The organism is Rhizobium sp. CG4 (assembly GCF_023701965.1).
Lineage (GTDB): Bacteria > Pseudomonadota > Alphaproteobacteria > Rhizobiales > Rhizobiaceae > Agrobacterium.
The window spans coordinates 259373-276764 of record NZ_JABAEG010000004.1 but is presented as its reverse complement, the minus strand read 5'-3'; the positions used below and the strand labels follow the sequence as shown (position 1 = coordinate 276764).

16 protein-coding genes are annotated in these 17392 nt (G+C 56.2%); 8 read left to right on the top strand and 8 right to left on the bottom strand.

The genetic code is table 11. The features are described 5' to 3' along the window. Nucleotides 1-13 precede the first annotated feature (13 nt). From HGO37_RS14580 to HGO37_RS14555, 6 genes are all read right to left on the bottom strand, one after another. Nucleotides 14-910: a sugar phosphate isomerase/epimerase family protein gene (locus HGO37_RS14580; protein ID WP_250983928.1), complete on the bottom strand. Its 897-nt coding sequence runs from the start codon at nucleotides 908-910 to the stop codon at nucleotides 14-16. Nucleotides 911-992: 82 nt separating this feature from the next. Further along, entirely contained in the window at nucleotides 993-1931 is a 939-nt protein-coding gene (locus HGO37_RS14575) for an ABC transporter substrate-binding protein (protein ID WP_192490762.1), read from the bottom strand. A gap of 67 nt (nucleotides 1932-1998) precedes the next feature. Continuing rightward, the gene (locus tag HGO37_RS14570; RefSeq protein ID WP_250983927.1) at nucleotides 1999-2982 is read right to left on the bottom strand and encodes an ABC transporter permease subunit; all 984 of its coding nucleotides are present in this window, start codon (nucleotides 2980-2982) and stop codon (nucleotides 1999-2001) included. 34 nt (nucleotides 2983-3016) lie between these two features. Beyond that, entirely contained in the window at nucleotides 3017-4558 is a 1542-nt protein-coding gene (locus HGO37_RS14565) for a sugar ABC transporter ATP-binding protein (RefSeq protein ID WP_250983926.1), read from the bottom strand. Beyond that, nucleotides 4555-5958, bottom strand: a complete 1404-nt coding sequence (locus HGO37_RS14560) for an FGGY-family carbohydrate kinase (RefSeq protein ID WP_250983925.1) — start codon at nucleotides 5956-5958, stop codon at nucleotides 4555-4557. Before HGO37_RS14560 ends, HGO37_RS14565 begins: the two co-directional genes overlap by 4 nt. Further along, nucleotides 5955-6734, bottom strand: a complete 780-nt coding sequence (locus HGO37_RS14555) for a DeoR/GlpR family DNA-binding transcription regulator (RefSeq protein WP_250983924.1) — start codon at nucleotides 6732-6734, stop codon at nucleotides 5955-5957. The genes HGO37_RS14560 and HGO37_RS14555 overlap by 4 nt, the downstream gene beginning before the upstream one ends. A gap of 193 nt (nucleotides 6735-6927) precedes the next feature. Here HGO37_RS14555 and HGO37_RS14550 point away from each other — a divergent pair, with 193 nt between their 5' ends. The 5 genes from HGO37_RS14550 (at nucleotide 6928) to HGO37_RS14530 (ending at nucleotide 11684) form a co-directional block, all read left to right on the top strand. Next, nucleotides 6928-8010, top strand: a complete 1083-nt coding sequence (locus HGO37_RS14550; protein ID WP_250983923.1) for a class II aldolase/adducin family protein — start codon at nucleotides 6928-6930, stop codon at nucleotides 8008-8010. Continuing rightward, complete coding sequence (locus HGO37_RS14545) at nucleotides 8007-9284, top strand: FGGY-family carbohydrate kinase (RefSeq protein ID WP_250983922.1); 1278 nt, start codon at nucleotides 8007-8009, stop codon at nucleotides 9282-9284. Before HGO37_RS14550 ends, HGO37_RS14545 begins: the two co-directional genes overlap by 4 nt. Continuing rightward, nucleotides 9281-10123: a TIGR01459 family HAD-type hydrolase gene (locus HGO37_RS14540; RefSeq protein WP_250983921.1), complete on the top strand. Its 843-nt coding sequence runs from the start codon at nucleotides 9281-9283 to the stop codon at nucleotides 10121-10123. Before HGO37_RS14545 ends, HGO37_RS14540 begins: the two co-directional genes overlap by 4 nt. Before the next feature lie 92 nt (nucleotides 10124-10215). Then, entirely contained in the window at nucleotides 10216-11040 is an 825-nt protein-coding gene (locus HGO37_RS14535) for a helix-turn-helix transcriptional regulator (protein WP_250983920.1), read from the top strand. Nucleotides 11041-11189: 149 nt separating this feature from the next. Continuing rightward, nucleotides 11190-11684 carry a YbhB/YbcL family Raf kinase inhibitor-like protein gene (locus tag HGO37_RS14530; protein ID WP_250983919.1) on the top strand — a complete coding sequence of 165 codons (495 nt, stop codon included), beginning with the start codon at nucleotides 11190-11192 and terminating at the stop codon, nucleotides 11682-11684. A 40-nt stretch (nucleotides 11685-11724) separates the two neighbouring features. Here the strand turns inward: HGO37_RS14530 and HGO37_RS14525 are convergent, their stop codons facing one another. Both HGO37_RS14525 and HGO37_RS14520 read right to left on the bottom strand, forming a co-directional pair. Continuing rightward, nucleotides 11725-12213: an ABZJ_00895 family protein gene (locus HGO37_RS14525; RefSeq protein WP_250983918.1), complete on the bottom strand. Its 489-nt coding sequence runs from the start codon at nucleotides 12211-12213 to the stop codon at nucleotides 11725-11727. 163 nt (nucleotides 12214-12376) lie between these two features. Continuing rightward, nucleotides 12377-13279, bottom strand: a complete 903-nt coding sequence (locus HGO37_RS14520) for a LysR family transcriptional regulator (RefSeq protein ID WP_250983917.1) — start codon at nucleotides 13277-13279, stop codon at nucleotides 12377-12379. Nucleotides 13280-13571: 292 nt separating this feature from the next. On the opposite strand from HGO37_RS14520, the gene HGO37_RS14515 reads away from it, so the two are divergent. From HGO37_RS14515 to HGO37_RS14505, 3 genes are read left to right on the top strand one after another with little or no spacing between them, the layout of a single operon-like run. Next, nucleotides 13572-14996 (top strand): c-type cytochrome, encoded by a 1425-nt coding sequence (locus tag HGO37_RS14515; protein ID WP_250983916.1) that lies wholly within the window; start codon nucleotides 13572-13574, stop codon nucleotides 14994-14996. A 51-nt stretch (nucleotides 14997-15047) separates the two neighbouring features. Beyond that, on the top strand, nucleotides 15048-15572 hold the full coding sequence (locus tag HGO37_RS14510) for a sugar dehydrogenase complex small subunit (protein ID WP_250983915.1): 525 nt from the start codon (nucleotides 15048-15050) through the stop codon (nucleotides 15570-15572). A gap of 14 nt (nucleotides 15573-15586) precedes the next feature. Then, complete coding sequence (locus tag HGO37_RS14505; RefSeq protein WP_250983914.1) at nucleotides 15587-17221, top strand: GMC family oxidoreductase; 1635 nt, start codon at nucleotides 15587-15589, stop codon at nucleotides 17219-17221. Nucleotides 17222-17392 lie beyond the last annotated feature (171 nt).

Below are 17392 nucleotides of genomic sequence, written 5' to 3'. Positions count from 1 at the left end.
TTGGGTCTGTTCGTTAAACTGGCAGGTGAGCCTGACGAACCAGTTGGCCTTTGAGGTGGGCTGTTTCCAGCCCAAGTTCGATAAAGCGGTGCGCATGTTTGGCCAGAGCAACGTTATCGTCCCACAAAGTGCGCCAGATGGCCGTCTTCAGTGACAGATCTTTATCGACGATGGTGGTGGAGAAGGATTCGAACGTCACATAGTCATTCCAGCCAATTGCTACGAGCGCGTCAAAGATTGCCGGGAAGTCGATTGTGCCGGTTCCCAGATAACCACGGTGGCTTTCGCCAATGTGGATGTAGCCGATCTTGTCTGCCGTGTGACGGATGGCAAGGCCAACATCGGCCTCTTCAATGTTCATGTGGAAGGTGTCGAGATGCAGCAGCACGTTCGAGGCGCCGGTGTCCTTGATGTAGGCCATTCCCTGTGCAGCGGTGTTGAGCATGTTGCTCTCGAAGCGATTGACGATTTCGAGATTGAGTGTGACGCCAGATGCTTTGGCGCGGTCTGCCACCTTGGTCAGCGCTGAGACGCTATTATCCCATGATCTTCTGGTCAGCACATGTTCCTGCTTGCCATGGGAGGAACTCAATATGCCTGCAAGTTTGCTGCCGCCGAGATCGCGCACCAGCGCGACAGCCCGGTCAAGGATATCGACGCCGTTGGCCACCACTGATGGGTCATCGCTCGAGATATCGCCTTCGGGTGGCAGGCCCATGCTGACGGCAACGTCGAGGCCGAGTTCACGGATACGGCCTGCAAGCCAGGAAACATCGACCTGAGCAGGATCGAGATAAGAGAACTCAATCAGCTTGTAGCCCAGCTTTTGCGTGTTCTCGAGCGCCTTTTCAAGCTCGCCGCGCGAGGAGCCAGCGCTCCAGACAAAGGAATGCACACCGATCTTCGACATATCCCGGTACTTTCTGAATTGAATGGAAAAAAGTCGGACTGGCACCGCATATACGTACGGTGCCAGTCCGGTCTCGAGGAGATTAGCGAGCTGCAGTCCAGCCCTTGTAATCCTTGACGTTGTCTGCGGTAATCAGCTGCGGGTCGAGCAACACGATTGGCTCAGCCGGCTTGTTGCCGTTCAGCACGTCCACGCCAAGCTTCAAGGCTTGACCGGCCATGACATATGGGTCCTGCGAAGCGGATGCCTTGATCATGGAATTGCCGCTGGCGAGCGACTTTTCGATGTCTGGTGCACCGTCGACAGCGGTAATGATGAACTCACTGCGGTTGAGCTGCTTGGCGGCAAGTTCAGCGCCAATTGCTGTCGGGTCATTGATTGCAAAAACCGCGTCAATCTTGTCAAACCGGGTCAACAGACCCTGCATCACGGCAAGACCGCCTTCACGGGAACCCTGGCCATTCTGGTCGTCGGACAGGATTTTGATATCGGCATGTTTGCCAAGCGCTTCTTTGCAACCCTGAACGCGGTCGAGGATCGAGGACGAGGCCGGTCCGTTGATGATGACAACGTCGCCCTTGCCGCCGATCTTTTCGGCGATGTAGTTGCAGGCCTCTTCGCCAGCCTTGACATTGTTGGTCATGACGGTGACGTTGGCGCCCGGAGCGGAAACGTCAAACGCTGCCACAACAACGCCGGCGGCCTCCGCCTTTTTGACGGCCGGCGCGATGGCCTTGGCGTCAACAGCGTTCAGCATGATGATGTCGACACCGGCAGCAATGAAGCTGTCGATCTGGGAGACCTGCTTGTTGAGGTCATAGTCGGCGGAAACGGAGATAACTTCGACGTTCGGATTGATCTCCTTGGCGCGGTCTTCAATACCCTTGATGGTGGCAACAAAGAACGGGTTACCAAGCAGACCGACCGAAATGCCGATCTTGTTGAGGTCCTTGGCGGCTGCGGGCATGCAAAGGGCGGCAGCCATGGCGGTGCCGATAAGCAACTTGGACATAAGACGCATGTTTTCCTCCATAATGCGCGTTTTGCGCGGTTGTTTCCGGTTCCCAACCGGTTCGTTCAGCCGGAAATCAGGTCCGGCCAAGCCCTTGGAGCCTGTAGCGATCGAGGCCGACGGCGACGATGATGACAAGGCCTTTGATTATGTACTGCCAGATGTCAGAGACACCGGCGAGGATGAGGCCGTTGGAAAGCACGGCGATGATGAGGGCGCCGATCAGTGTGCCCCAGATCGAACCGACCCCGCCAACAAAGCTTGTACCGCCAAGAATGACCGCCGCGATGGCATCAAGTTCGTAGGCCTGACCGAGCTGCAGGCCATTGGCCGCATAAAGGCGTGCGGCAGACATCGCGCCGCCAACACCGGACAACAGGCCAGACATTGAATAGACGAACAGCAGAACCAGTGGCACCTTGATGCCGGTCAGTCTGGCGGCTTCCGAGTTGCCACCCACGGCATAGATCCATGTGCCGAGCACCGTGCGCTTGAGAATGAACCACGACACGACGATGGTCGTCAGCGCGATAACCGCCAGCCACGGAACGCCGAACAGCGTGCCATTGCCAATAAAATCAAAGGGTAGATCCGCATTAAACACCGTGGTGTCGTTGCCGAGCAGACGGGCAACGCCGCGAATGGCTGTCAGTGAACCCAGTGTGACGATGAAAGGCGGCAGCTTCAGCCAGGCGATGATGGCACCGTTGAGGAAACCGCAGGCAAGGCCGGCAGCAATCGCGGCCGGAATTCCAAGCATGCCGAGATCAGGCACAAGAGACACAATCACAGCAATCATCGCGGACGCCGCCAGGATCGACCCGACCGACAGGTCGATGCCACCGGTCAGAATGACGAAGGTCATGCCAGCTGCAAGCACGGTGTTGATCGATGCCTGTTGCATGACGATGGAAAGGTTATTGGCGGAAAGGAACCGACCACTGATCAAGTGGAAGCCGATGGCCAGCAGAACAAGAACAGGTAACATGCCGAGCGCTGTCAGCGTTGAGCGCAGTTTTAGCTTTTCCATCCGGGTCTGTTCGGTTTCACTTGCGCTCATTGTTCCGCTCCCACTTCTTTTTCTGTTGTCGTTGTCAGGCTGCGTGGCCGGCCGTGCCGGTTGCCAGTGCCATGATCGCTTCCTGTCCGATCGGTTCTTCTGGTGATCCGGTGACCTCACCGGCGATGCGCCCCTCGCGCATGACCAGCACGCGGTCAGCAATGCCGAGGATTTCAGGCAGATCGCTTGATATGGCGACGATGGCGATGCCGTTCTGGGCAAGCTCATCAATGATCCGGTAGATTTCCGATTTCGCGCCGACATCCACGCCACGGGTCGGCTCATCCAGAATGATGACCTTCGGCTTTGTCTCCAGCAGGCGTGCAAGCAGCGCTTTTTGCTGGTTACCGCCTGAGAGGGCACCGACATTGATCTGCGTCCCGGCGGTGCGGATCGACAGGGATTTCACCGCATGGGCGGCCCGTTCCCTCGCCTTCGAAAAATTGAGTACGCCACCGGACTTGGCATCACCCGCGATGACGCCGATATTGATGTTGTCGCTGATCGACATGTCGAGGAACAGGCCGAGCGATTTTCGATCTTCGGTAAGATAGGCTATACCAGCATCGAGCGCGGCGCGCGGTGATGTGATGGCGACCGGTTTGCCGTTGAGCGTAATGCTGCCTGTTGTCTTGTGGTCGGCACCATAAACGAGGCGGGCAAGTTCTGTCCGGCCTGATCCAACCAGACCGGCAACGCCAAGCACTTCGCCAGCACGCACATCAAAAGAGCAGTCATGCACTCTGATGCCGTCGCCGACATTGTTGACCGACAGGACAGCAGCGCGTTCGCCCGTCACTTGCCGGTGCTCTTTTTTGTAGAAAGAAGACAGATCGCGCCCGACCATCATCGACACAAGCTTGTTTGCCGACAATTCTGACCGTTCCAGCGTGCCGACATAGGCGCCGTCACGCAGCACACTCACCCGGTCGGAAAGCTGATAGATCTCTTCCATGCGGTGACTGATATAGATGATCGCGATGCCTTTTGCCTTCAGGCGGGCAATTACGTCAAACAGCCGGTCGGTCTCGCGTGTGGTCAGGGAGGTCGTCGGCTCGTCCATCACAATGATACGCGCATTGGTCGTTAGCGCCCGGGCAATTTCCACCATTTGCCGTTCGCCAAGTGACAGTTCGGCGACGCGCCGCCCTGGGCCGAAACCAATACCGAGTTGCTGCAGGATGGGTTCTGCGCGACGGCGCATCTCTGCCCGGTCTGCGACACCGAAGCGGGAAGGCTCGTTACCGAGAAACATGTTTTGCGCGACGGTCAGGTTGGGTGCGAGTGAAAGTTCCTGATAGATAACGGCAATGCCAAGGGCTTTGGCTCTCTGTGGATCACCAAGCAAGGCGGGCGCTCCATCGATCAGCACCGAACCACCAGGATCAGCCGTATAGGCGCCGGACAGGATTTTCATCAAGGTCGACTTGCCGGCGCCGTTTTCGCCCATCAGTGAATGCACTTCACCGGCATGTACGGTCAGGCTGACTTGGGACAGGGCTTTTGAGACGCCGAATGTCTTGCTGATCTCGCGCATTTCAAGGATCGGGTGCTGCTGGCTTGCCGTCAAGGTCATGCGCACTTCTCCTTTGTTTCGTCTTGCGTTTGGCCGGTCAGGGCATCGACATGCTGGCGCCATTTCAGGCGATAGTCCTCAAGTCCGGCGATGGTCGCCGCCGTTGCCGTGGCGCAGTCATTGACGAAAGGATTGTGGCCATCTGCATCAAACACCAGCGCGGCAGCGCCAAATGCGCTGCCCTCAGGGTTGGCGCTGGTGTGCACGGTCTGATCCGGTCTGAGGGCTGCAAGAACCGACGCATAAAGCCCTGTTTTGACCAGACCGCCATCAATGACGATCGTGTTTTTCGAACCAATCAGGTCGAGTGACAGGTCGGTCATCAATGCGACATAGAGCATGGCAACGGCAGCGCGCTCTTCGCCATCGACGGTTGGACCAATGAAGTGGCCGACATGGCCGGGCATGGGTCCGCCAGGCGCAAAGGATGGCAAGGCAAACGCCTTTTTGGCGATAACCGATGCGACGGCTTCGGCTGATACAGGCTTCGTCCACCCGCCACTCGCAACATCATACTCACGGCCGCCCATGAAGCGGATCGTGGCGACCGGTTGGTGATCGACGGTGACATTTGCCAGCATGTCGCGCTTGGCATCCAGTGTTTCCAGCGGGCTTGCCGGATTGAAGATGATGACCCAGGTGCCGGTTGAAACCAGCGTGAAATCGGAGAAGCCAAGCGAGCGGTAGAAATAAAGCGCGCTATTGCTGTCATGCACGCCGTTATGCACGGCGACGTCAACGGTGCTGCCGTCTTCGAGCTGCACAGCATATGTTCCAATGACACTGCCTGCACTTGCAAATTCAGGCATTTTTTTCCGCCAATCCATGCGGTCAACGAGACTGCTGAAATCGTCTTTCAACGGTGCCCACAGATTGGAATGGCAGCCGAGATAAGAGACTTCGCTCACTGCACGACCGGAAAATTTCCAACTCCAGAATTGCGGGTAACACAGAATGGCCTCTGCCTCGGCGATCAGTGCCGGATCACGGGCATCAAGCCAGAGCAGATGTCGTCCATAATTGAAACCAAGCGGCAGTGGCGGCGAAAAGGTTTCGCTGAAATCCGGTGCCATCGCATCGATCCGTGCGGCGATATCGGCAGGTGGTTCCTGTTCATAGTCGAGAATGGCGTGAACCAGCTGGTCGCCCCGCGTCAGTGCAAATGTGCAGCCATGGCCGGAAAAGGTGATGCGGTCGACGCCATGCCCGGCAACGACACGGGCAAGCTCACTTTTCATCCAGTTGAAAAGTGCACCATCATCCAGCACACGCAGATCATCCTGTTCGCGCCAGATGGGACGCGTGCGGGCCTCGTCAATCACCTGACCATCTGCCGAAACGACGAAAAGCTTCGAGTTGGTCTTGCCGAGATCAAAGACTGCAAGAGGATTTTCGCTCATGCCCCACCTCCGACATTGGCGATCATGATGCTGACGCCAGCGTCTTCCAGCATTTTCGAGGCGGTATCCGTCAGGCCATCATCGGTGATGATGGTACCGATGCGCGACAGAGGCAGCACGGCATTACGTGGCTGAATTGAAAATTTGCGGCTGTCAGCCAGAAGAACAATCTCGTCGGCGCAGGCTGCAAGTTCGCCAATCACCTTGACCAGCAGCGGATGGGATTCAAGCAGCCCCTTGCCGCTGATGCCCTGCGTACCCACAAAGAAACGTGAGGCAAAAAAGCCTGGGGAACCGGCTGTCGGATCATGGATGATGCCCGGTTCGCGGTATAGGTCGCCGCCTGCAAGTGAAAGCTGGCAGGTGCCATGTTCGCCGAGATAGGCTGCAAGCGGCATGGAGTTGGTCCAGAGCCGCAGATTGCGCTGCGCCAGCAGAATGCCAAGCTGGTAGCAGGTCGAACCGGCATGCACGATGATGGAATCGCCATCGCGCACCAGATCGGCAGCCATGGCCGCAATGGCCCGTTTTGCCTCGACGGCAATGTCACGGTTTTCGTCATAGGGGCGTGCTGACAGGCGGATGCTGTCACCCGGCTCCATCGCAGAAATGCCACCATAGACTTTGCGTGCACGACCAAGCTCATGGAGCTTGTCGATATCACGACGGATTGTGGCTGGAGAAACGCCAAGCTGCTCCTGCAGATCCCGTACCGAAGCAAACGGTGTCTCACGCAAAAGGTCGGTAATGGCTTTGTGGCGTTCGGTGTCGTTCAAGACGGTTCCTCCCGGCGTCTCCCTCGCCGATGAATGAAGATAATCATAATCAATCTACCTTATCAATAGTTGTGACGAAAATTATTCACTATTGACGTTTTGTGATCATGAAAATAACTTTTGCAGAAAAGTTCGCTCATATTTCGTTGTCAAACGATGGTGATGCGACGCTACGGCATAGGAGGAGGCCGGCATGACTTCGGGCAATCGGACGCAGGACATTCCAGCCTTCGAGGCATTTCTCGATCTGTCGCGGCAGATCGGCAGTGATGTGCTGAAAACGCAGGGCGCTGGCGGCAACACGTCCATCAAGCACGACGGCATGATGTGGGTGAAGGCGTCGGGCACATGGCTTGCCCATGCCGGCACACGCGACATCATGGTGCCCCTTGAAGTCGCTCCGCTGGTCGACGCGCTCAGGGCACGGGATCCAAGCGCCGAAAAAGCAACAGATTTCATCATCTCCGACTTGAATGCGTCGGGGCTGCGTCCATCAATCGAGGCGAGTTTTCATGCGGCCTTGCCCCAAACGGTGGTGGCGCATTATCACTGCGTCAATGCAATTGCGCTGTCCGTCTTGGAGGATCGTGAAAAACGGATCGCTGAGCGCATGGCAATTCTGCCGGATTTGACCTGGGCAACCATTCCCTATCGTCGACCCGGCACCCCGCTTGCCCGTGAAATCGAATTGGTTGCCGCAAACCGGCCTGATGTTCTCATCCTCTACAATCACGGCATTATCGTTACGGGTGAGACCGTGGAACAGGTGCGGGATCGCATAACCCGTGTCACGGAGGCGTTAACGATGCCGGAACGCCCTGTCGCAGAGGTCGATGTCGCAGCTTTGATAGCGTTGGCGGCGGGTTCGAATTTCCATGCTGCGGAAGACCGAGGCAGCCACAAGACTGCCCTTGATCCTGCGAGCGTCAAACTGGCGACAGGTGGGTCTCTCTATCCGGATCACGTCATTTTTCTGGGTACGGAAATTGGTGTTTTGGCCAAGGGGCAGACGGCAAAAGCCTATTGTGAAGCACGGCAGTCAGAAAATCTGGTCGTCCCCAAAATGCTTCTGGCGCCTGATCTCGGTGTCCTCTTGGCAAATGAGTTGACGGATGGTGGGCGCGTCATGGCGCGTTGCCTTGCCGAAGTCGTTGCTCGCATTCCCGAAGATGCACCCGTTGTCTATCTCGGGCCGGATCAGGAATATGAACTGACCCACTGGGAAGCGGAGCAATATCGCCAGGCGCTCGACCGTAAGGCGAGTCAGCGCATATGAGTGCGACGGCAAGACCAGCCAAAGCGTTGGGCATTGATGTCGGCACCTCAGGGGTTCGTGCTGCGGCGCTCGCGGCCGATGGCACTCTTTTGGATATGGCCGTATTTTCATTTCCAAATGCTGCGGCCGGGCGTTCGCCCTCCGTGTGGTGGGCGGGGGTACAATCCTGTCTGGCAGAACTTTCCGCTCGCCTGCCGTTAAAGGATATTGAAGGGTTAGCGGTTGATGGCACCTCAGGTACTGTGGTGGCGCTGGATGCCAGTGGTGAGCCGGTTGGCGATGCGTTAATGTACAACGACCCCTGCCCCGACCTTGGGATTGTCGAGAAGATCGCGTCAGAAGCGCCAACCAATAGCCCCGCTCGTGGTGCAACCTCCGCACTGGCTCGTGCTATTCATCTGTCGCGCCAACCGGGTGTAAGCAAGGTTGTGCATCAGGCTGATTGGATTTTGCTCAAGCTTGGCGTGTCGGCAGCAACCAGTGACGAAAACAATGCGCTGAAAACCGGGTATGATCTCGTTAACGAGCGTTGGCCGGATTGGCTGGATGCCTGCGGCATGGATATCGCGCTGCTGCCCGTGGTCAAACGTGCCGGCGCTCCTATTTCGGAAATCGGTGCCGCAACTCGCTTGTTCGGCATTCCCGCGGCCTGCCGTTATCATGCCGGAACGACGGATGGCTGCGCGTCATTTCTCGCAACCGGCGCGTCGAGCATTGGTGACGGCGTGACCGCGCTTGGTTCAACCTTGGTCATCAAATTAGCCTCAGCCAATCCGGTCGATGCTGCTGATTATGGCATTTATTCGCACCGCATTCTGGACTTCTGGCTCGCCGGCGGAGCCTCGAATTCCGGAGGGGCAGTTATCGGCAGCTTCTTTGATGGTGAACAGTTGAAGACCATGACGCCCCTTCTGCAGCCAGGTAAGCCGACCGGCCTTGATTATTACCCGCTGAACAAGCCCGGCGAACGTTTTCCCATCAATGACCCCGCCTATCCGCCGCGTCTGGAACCTCGCCCGGCCGATGATGTCCTGTTTTTCCAGGCAATTCTGGAAGGTCTCACCTCCATCGAAAAATCGGGTTACGGCCGTTTGGTCCAACTTGGTGGTCCGAAACTTCAATCTGTGCGCACTGTCGGCGGCGGAGCTGCCAATCCCGCTTGGGCAAACATGCGCGAAAAGGCGCTCGGTGTGCCTTTGCTTGCCGCGCGGTCAACCGAGGCGGCTGTCGGCACTGCCTCCTTGGCGCTGGCCGGAAAGGCACGGTTGTCATGAGCCTTAAACCTTGGACGACCCTGGTTGATCTGGTTGAACGATATGACGCCTTTCTCGTCGACCAGTTCGGTGTGTTGCGGGATGACGAGCGGGCTTATCCCGGCGCCAATGATGCGTTGTTACGACTGAAGGCTTTGGGAAAATCCATCATTATCCTCTCCAACTCAGGTCGAAGTGGGGACTATAATGCCGACCGTCTGGTGAAGCTCGGCTTTGACCGTTCCGGTTTCGATCGCTTTCTGACATCAGGCGATGTTGCCCATGACATTCTGGCAGAGGAGACGGCAGGGAAAAGCACGACGCGATGCCTGACGATTTCGAGCGGCGATGATCGAAATCTGGCTGATTCACTCGGTTTCGAAAGCGTAGAAGATGCGGCGCTCGCCGATGTGGTGATCATCTCGGGCAGCGAGGCTGAACGAATTCCGCTTTCCCTATATCGGGAGCGGCTGGAACCGGCAGCCCGCCGTGGTGTGCCCTGTTATTGCACCAATCCTGATCGCCACAAGCTTGCCAAGGGCGGTGTTACGGCACCCGGTGCTGGCAGTATTGCGCTAACCTATCAGGAGCTTGGCGGTGTCGTGCGCTGGTTTGGAAAACCCTATCCGGCAATCTACCAGAAGGCGCAATCTCTGTTGGGCGGCGTCGCCTCGGATCGCATCATCTGTATTGGCGACAGCATCGAACATGACATCGCAGGTGCTGCCGGCGCAGGCCTGAGTTCCTGTCTTGTACGAACCGGCATATTGGAGCGCAGTACCGAACCTGAATTGAACGAAATCTCGGAAAAATACTCCGCCTGGCCAGATTTCTTGATGCAACGCTTTGTCTTTGGATGATGCCAGACACGGTCTGTCCCGCTGTCATTGCAGTTACGACAAAATGACCTAAAAGCTAGGGCGAGAATTTACCGCGCAAGGGCATCATCCCAGTGGACCATAAAAACGCACATCAGGACGTGATGGTACCAAGTCCAGTTGCTAGTGTTTCGATCTTTCCGATCTCACAGGCGACGGCAGCAACATTTACCGATCTTTATATCGGCCAGGCCTTTCTGTGTTTCATTCAGTCAGGCTCAAAGCGTGTGGTCTGCCCTGTGCGCGGTGAATTGATCGCAGAACAAGGGGATTTGCTGATATTCGCGCCGGGCGATCTTGTGACGCTGGAAAACCGCCCGGTTCCAAACGCCAACTATCTGGCAGATGGCGTTTATTTTTCCCATGATCTGGTTGAAAGCGTTTTTGCCGAGCAGCCGAGGCCGACGTCACCCGCAGGTATCCAGTTGCTCCGTGCCGCCTCTACCGACATTTCAACGATCCGTGATCTCATCAAGGAAACACTTCACCGGGATGATCTGCCTGCCATCGTCAGACAACACAGGTTGCTGGAGCCGCTGATCTGGTTGCAGCAAAATGGCGTGCGACTTCCCACCCGCAGTGAAGACCAGCCTTGGAGCAAGGTGCGACGGTTTATCGAGACTGATATTAGCAGGTCATGGCGTCTCGCCGAGGTCGCTCAGCATTTTGCGATGAGTGAAGCAACTCTGCGGCGCTGGCTTGCAAAATCAGGTCTTGGATTTGCGGAAATCCTGCTCAATACCCGCCTCGAAAACGGGCTTGCTCAGTTGCAGACGACCAGCACATCGATTTCGCAGATCGCCCTTCGATGCGGCTTCAAGACTCCTTCCCATTTTTCGGACGCCTTTCGGAAAAGGTTCGGTATAAGGCCTAAAGCGATCCGTTCTGCTGAAAAATGAGCGTTTACCGATAGTATTTGATTGTCAGCCGGAAGCGGTAGCTAACGCCAGATTATATCTTCGACGCCATGATCAACCGTTCAGAAGGACATCATCATGTTGAAGAAGACATTTTTTCCGCCGCCTTATTGGCTGCGACGATTTCGTCAATGGCGGGCGCACAGGACCTCAAGCTGTCAAGCTCGTCGATTGCCGAGGGTGCGCAACTTGACAAGGCATTTGTCTTTGCCGGTTTTGGCTGCAGCGGCGACAACCAATCCCCTCAACTGACATGGTCTGGCACGCCGCAAGGCACAAAAAGCTTTGCGATCACCGCTTATGATCCGGATGCGCCAACCGGTTCGGGCTGGTGGCACTGGAATGTCGTGAATATCCCGGCCACGGCGACCTCCCTGGAACTCAATGCAAGTGCCAATGGCAAGATGCCAGCGGGTGCCAAGCAAATCAGCAATGATTATGGCGTTGCCGGTTTCGGTGGCGCTTGCCCGCCACCGGGTGAAGTTCACCGCTACATTTTCACGGTCCACGCCCTGTCGGTCGACAAGCTCGACCTGCCGGAAAATCCAAGCAATGCGTTGACCGGATTTATGGTTCACGCCAACAGCATTGAAAGCGCTCGCATCACGGCCGTCTATAACCGATAGGCGATATGACCGCCTGACAGCCGATTTCCTTATACGGCTGTCAGGACCCGCTTTTGGCAAGTTTCTGTGCCTGCAGTTTGGCGGCCTGTTTCAGCCCCATACCAATGCCGAAACGAATAACAAGTACCTGCAGCAGAACCAGCCCTACGACAAACCCGCCGATGATCGTTGCGTCATCGCCACTCAACGAGAAAAGGCTTCGCTGACCGTCTATGCCTATCAGATGATAGACACCCCAGAATATTAATCCTGACAGGGCAAGGGTGATCAATGCGCAAAGCAATGTGATTTTCCAGATTCGGCCTTTAACCGGCAGGTTTGCCTCACGCGAATACCAGAACTGGCCGACATAATTTGCCGAGACAAAGGCGACAATGAAGCCCATTGCACTGTTTTGAAACTCAACATTGAACAGCTCTGCCATTACCACGATGATGATGTAAAACAGGACCGTCGCGCCGACGAAGGCTGCCAGATAGGCAAGCACAAGACGCAAGGTGCTCACGGGCAATGGAGAAATCTCGGTCATCGCTGTTCTTCCTATTCGCGATTCTGCATAACACGGATGTAGAGATTTTTACGCGTGCATGCTGAAAAGCTCAACTACTGCGCTACCGAACTGCAGTATATGATTGTGCCGCTCCTATGGCTGGAACCTCGCATATTTACATCAAATCAGGAGAGGGCACTGTTCAAGCAGTTGCGGATGCTTCGCTGACATAAGACAGCAAATGGGCAAGAAACTTCTTTCCATGATGGGGAAGATGTTCTTCCTTTCGAACGCATAGATAAAGTTCGCGGTCGGCCCAATCGTCGAGGATTTGCACGATGCGAAAATCCATGAAGCGACCATAACGGAGGGCAGCGCTTTCCGGCACGATTGCAACGCCTGCCCCTTGCGCGACCATGGCGCAGATGCCCTCAAACCCATCCATGCGCATGCGAATATCGACATCGCGTCCAAGCTCGACGGCTCGCCTTCGCAGGAACTGTGACAAGGCTACCTTCTGTTGTAAGGTAATCATACGCTCGCTGAGCACGCGTGAAAAATCGGTGGCGTCCAGCAGCGCGTGATCCTTTGGCACAACCAGCACCAGTCTGTCGGGCACAAAACGCCATCGCTCCAAACCGCTCATGTCGGCAGATGCCGCAACGATGCCAATATCAGCCTCACCGTTTCTCAGCAGCGCCACTACTTCGAGGCTTGGTTTATCGGTAACCGAGATGCTGATGTCGGGATGTGCGGCCAGAAATCGCCCCATGACGGCTGGCAGATGTTCTGCCAGCATATTTGTGTTTGAGAGGAAACGGATATTACCGCTGCGCCCGTGCGAGAAATTGCTCAGTTCGATCTCGATGCGCTGTGCGCTGCTTAAAACCTGTCGGGCATGCCGCGCCAGCATGTCTCCGGCAAGTGTGGGACGAATACCTCTTCCTGTGCGTTCTAGCAGGGGCAGGTCGAACGATTCTTCCAGCTTTTTTAGCCGGGCACTCACCGCTGCCACAACAATATTGTTCTGCGCCGCCGCCGCTGTCAGGCTACCGCCTTCAACTGCTGACAGAAAGATACGAAGGTCCGTCAGATCAAATTTCATCACATCCAACCTTTCACGTATGGTGAAATCTGATTATAGAAAAAACTGCCTAGTCAAGATGGCGAGGGCGGCGTTATGACACTCGTCAAGTCGTACCCGCGACACATCGACACGCTGATATTTCCGTATGGAATTATCCAATTAAGCGTTTTCGCGCAAGAATTGCTTCGGAAAGACTGGTGTTTTCCGCGATGTTGCTATCTGGGCCGCGGCGACACGTATCGGCCTTGCTCGTGGGAGGAGAAGCACGGTTTGGCACTTATCGTTCATGCTTGATGAAAGCACGTTGTTTATGCCCAAGCTTCTTCCCGCCTTGTCACCCATATTTCTCTGTCTGACCGCGCTGGCCGCTACGTCCGGTCTAGCGCTTGCAGAAGACACCATCAGCGCCTCTTCCGACCTCATTGCGCGTGGGCGTTATCTGGCGACTGCTGCCGACTGTGCTGCCTGTCATACTGCACCGCATGGCGGAACGCCTTTTGCCGGTGGCTATGGCATCGACACACCGCTTGGCAAGATTTTCTCGACCAATATCACACCGTCAAAAACGGATGGCATCGGCAATTACAGCGAGGAAGAATTCGCGCGCGCCGTGCGTGACGGTGTCGCCAAGGATGGCAACCATCTTTATCCGGCCATGCCCTATACGGCCTATGCCAAGATCACCGATGAAGACATGAAGGCACTCTACGCTTATTTCATGAATGAGGTGAAAGCGGACGACCATAAACCGCAGCAGACCGCACTGCCCTTCCCGTTTTCAATCCGCTTGTCCATGGCCGTGTGGAACATGTTGTTCCTCGATAAGACGCGGTTTGAACCCAACCCAGCTAAGTCAGCGGAATGGAACCACGGCGCCTATCTCGCCGAGGCACTTGAGCACTGTGGAACCTGCCATACACCGCGAAATGGTTTTATGGCCGAAGACGGTAGCCTGCCTTTGGCGGGCGGAGCGATCGGTCCGTGGTTTGCGCCAAACATCACCTCTGACAAGGTGGCTGGCATTGGCGGCTGGTCGGATGCCGACCTCGTGCAGTATCTCAAGACCGGCAATGTCCGCGGCAAGGCGCAGGCTGCTGGGCCTATGGCCGAAGCGGTTGAAAACAGCCTGCAGCACTTGCCTGACGAAGACCTCAAGGCAATCGTCACCTATCTGAGGGATGTGCCTGCCAGTGCGTCCGGCGACGAACAATCGCGTGCCGATCTCGGCAAGCCGTCGACAGAAATCGAAGCGTCGCTGCGTGGACTGCCTGGACAGGAGCCGAACGAAAACGGTTTCCATATTTTCAGTGGCAGCTGCGCTTCCTGCCATCAGCCGGAAGGCCAGGGTAACCTGCACTACCCATCGCTGTTTAAAAATACCGCAACCGCTGCGCACCGGGCCGACAATCTGATTGCGACAGTCCTATACGGTGTCCATCGCACAGTTGGCGACAACGTGGCCTTCATGCCGGCTTTTGGACCTGATGCCTCCTACACGGATCGTCTGTCTGACGAAGATATTGCCGATGTCAGCAATTATGTTCTGACCAATTACGGCAATCCCGCCGTCAAGGTCAGTGCTGCAGATGTCGCCCTTGTTCGCGAGGGTGGTGAAAAGCCGTTGATCGTCAGGCTCGCGCCGCTTGCTGCTCCTGCAGCAATTGCCTGTGGTGTCTTTGTGGTCGGGTTGATCTCCTGGCTGTTGATCCGCCGTCGTCGTTCGCCTGCCTCTTAAGGCGTACGACCGTCCCTTCCTTTTTGCCTTACAGCTCCACCGGAGATCCTGATGCCTCTCGATAATTTTCCCCCGTCTGCCACAGGACATGTCTCGCGTCGCGGCTTCCTGCGTACCACTGTCGCAATTACAGGTCTGGCGGTGTTTGCCGACCTGACTGGCCCACTTTCGGCCGCTGCCACAGATGATGCTGTGACGTCCTTTACACAGCTGTCAGAGTTCCTGACCGGCTACACACTCGATCCGGTTATCGGCGGCCGTTTTCTGGCCGCACTGAAAAAACGTGATGCCGAGCTGGATGCAAGCATGGCGACATTGTCAAACCTCATCAAACAATCCGGCGTGTCGGATATGGATGGTTTTCTCGCCCTTTCCGGCACCGACCCCGCGTTGATGAAGACTGCAACCAAGATCGTTTCCGCCTGGTATCTCGGTGTGGTTGGCGAGCCGGAAGATGCCGAGCTTATCACCTATGCCGATTCCCTGATGTACCGCCCGACCAAGGGCCTTCTCACCATTCCGTCTTATGGTCCAGGCCCTAACGCCTGGGGACCTAAGCCCGGCAGCAAGATCTGACAGGAACACTTGAAATGGCAAACACATCTTATGATGCCGACCTGATCGTTATCGGCTCCGGCGTAATGGGCGGCATTATCGCCTCCAATCTCGCCAAGGCGGGCAAGAAGGTCATCGTGCTGGAGGCTGGACCGCGCGTTGATCGCCGCGAAATCGTCGAGACCTACCGTAATGCGCCGGTCAAACTGTCGCTCGCCAATGCCAAGCTGCAAGGTGCGGGCTCTCCCTTTCCAAGCATGCCATGGGCGCCCTCCACCTATGGCGATTATCTGCAGTATGAAGGTCCGGTCAAATACAACACCTCCTATCTGCGTGTGGTTGGTGGCACGACCTGGCATTTCGGCTCGGCGCTGTGGCGCATGATACCCAACGACTTCAAGATCCAGACCCTTTACGGTCGCGGTCGTGACTGGCCGATCGGCTATGATGATCTAGAACAATATTACAACAAGGCCGAACTGGAACTGGGCGTTACCGGCACCGACGGACAGGACGAAAGCGGTCAGGGCGGTGGCCCTATGCCCCCACGCTCCATGCCGTTTCCGATGAAGCAATTGAACTCCACCTATATGTTCGACACGCTGGCTGAAAAGCTGCTGGTCGGTGGCTTCAACCCGGTCCTGGAGCCCCATGGTCGCGCTTCGCGTCCTTACGGCAATCGTCCGATATGCGCCGGCAACAACAATTGCAATCCGGTCTGTCCGATCGGCGCAAAATACGATGGTTCGATGCATATCGACGAAGCGGAACGTCACGGTGCCAAATTGCTCGACAACTCGCCGGTCTATAAGATCGAAGCGGGTGACGACGGCAAGATCACCGCCATCTGGTACAAGAAGCCCGACAATTCCGAGCATCGTCTGACGGCAAAATATTTCGTGCTGGCTGCCTATGGTATTGAATCCGCCAAACTGTTGCTGATTTCGACATCGGAAAAATATCCAAACGGCATCGCCAATTCCTCGGATCAGGTTGGTCGTAACCTCATGGACCATACCGGTATCAGCATGAACATGCTGACCAAGGAAGATATGTGGCCGGGTGAAGGCCCAACGGAACTGCTGGTGTATCTCAACCAGCGTGATGGCGAATTCCGCAAGGACTACCCCAGTTATAAGATCAAGGTGCGCAACACTGTTCCGACCGCGCAGATGACTGAAGGTTTCATCAAAAAGGGTATTCTCGGTTCCAAGCTGGATGAGCAGATCCGAAAATATTCGGCACGTTCCTTGAACTGGGCCATCGATTTCGAACCGCTGCCACTGGCCGAAAACCGCGTCACGCCATCGAAAACAAAGTTCGATGCACTCGGCATTCCTGTCCCGGTCCTCTATTACAGCGTGACCGACTACTGGAATGCGGGTCGTGATCGCGGATTGCAGGATCTCAACAAGATCGCAGAACTGCTAGATGCCGAAGTGCTGTCCACAGATGTGAAATGGCAGAACCGCCAGCACGTCATGGGCACGACCCGCATGGGTGATGACCCGACAGATTCCGTTGTTGATCGTGATTGTCGTACACACGACCATCCCAACATGTTCATTGCCGGGACGAGCGTCATGCCATCGGCATCGTGCATGAACCCGACGCTGACAGGCGCAGCACTCAGCGTACGGATTGCCGAGCAGCTAATCAAGGAAATCTGATCGGGTCGTCAGATGTTTCAGGATGCCGCCGCGGCGGGAGACGGCGGCATCAATCGGTCGGTGTTTGATGCATTCATCGCGGAAGTGGCAGAGCACGCTTTGAGCGAGCGCCCACTTCCCCCTTCATGTCTGATGAGACATGGATACGGACGGCAAATTGCTTGCCGTCCG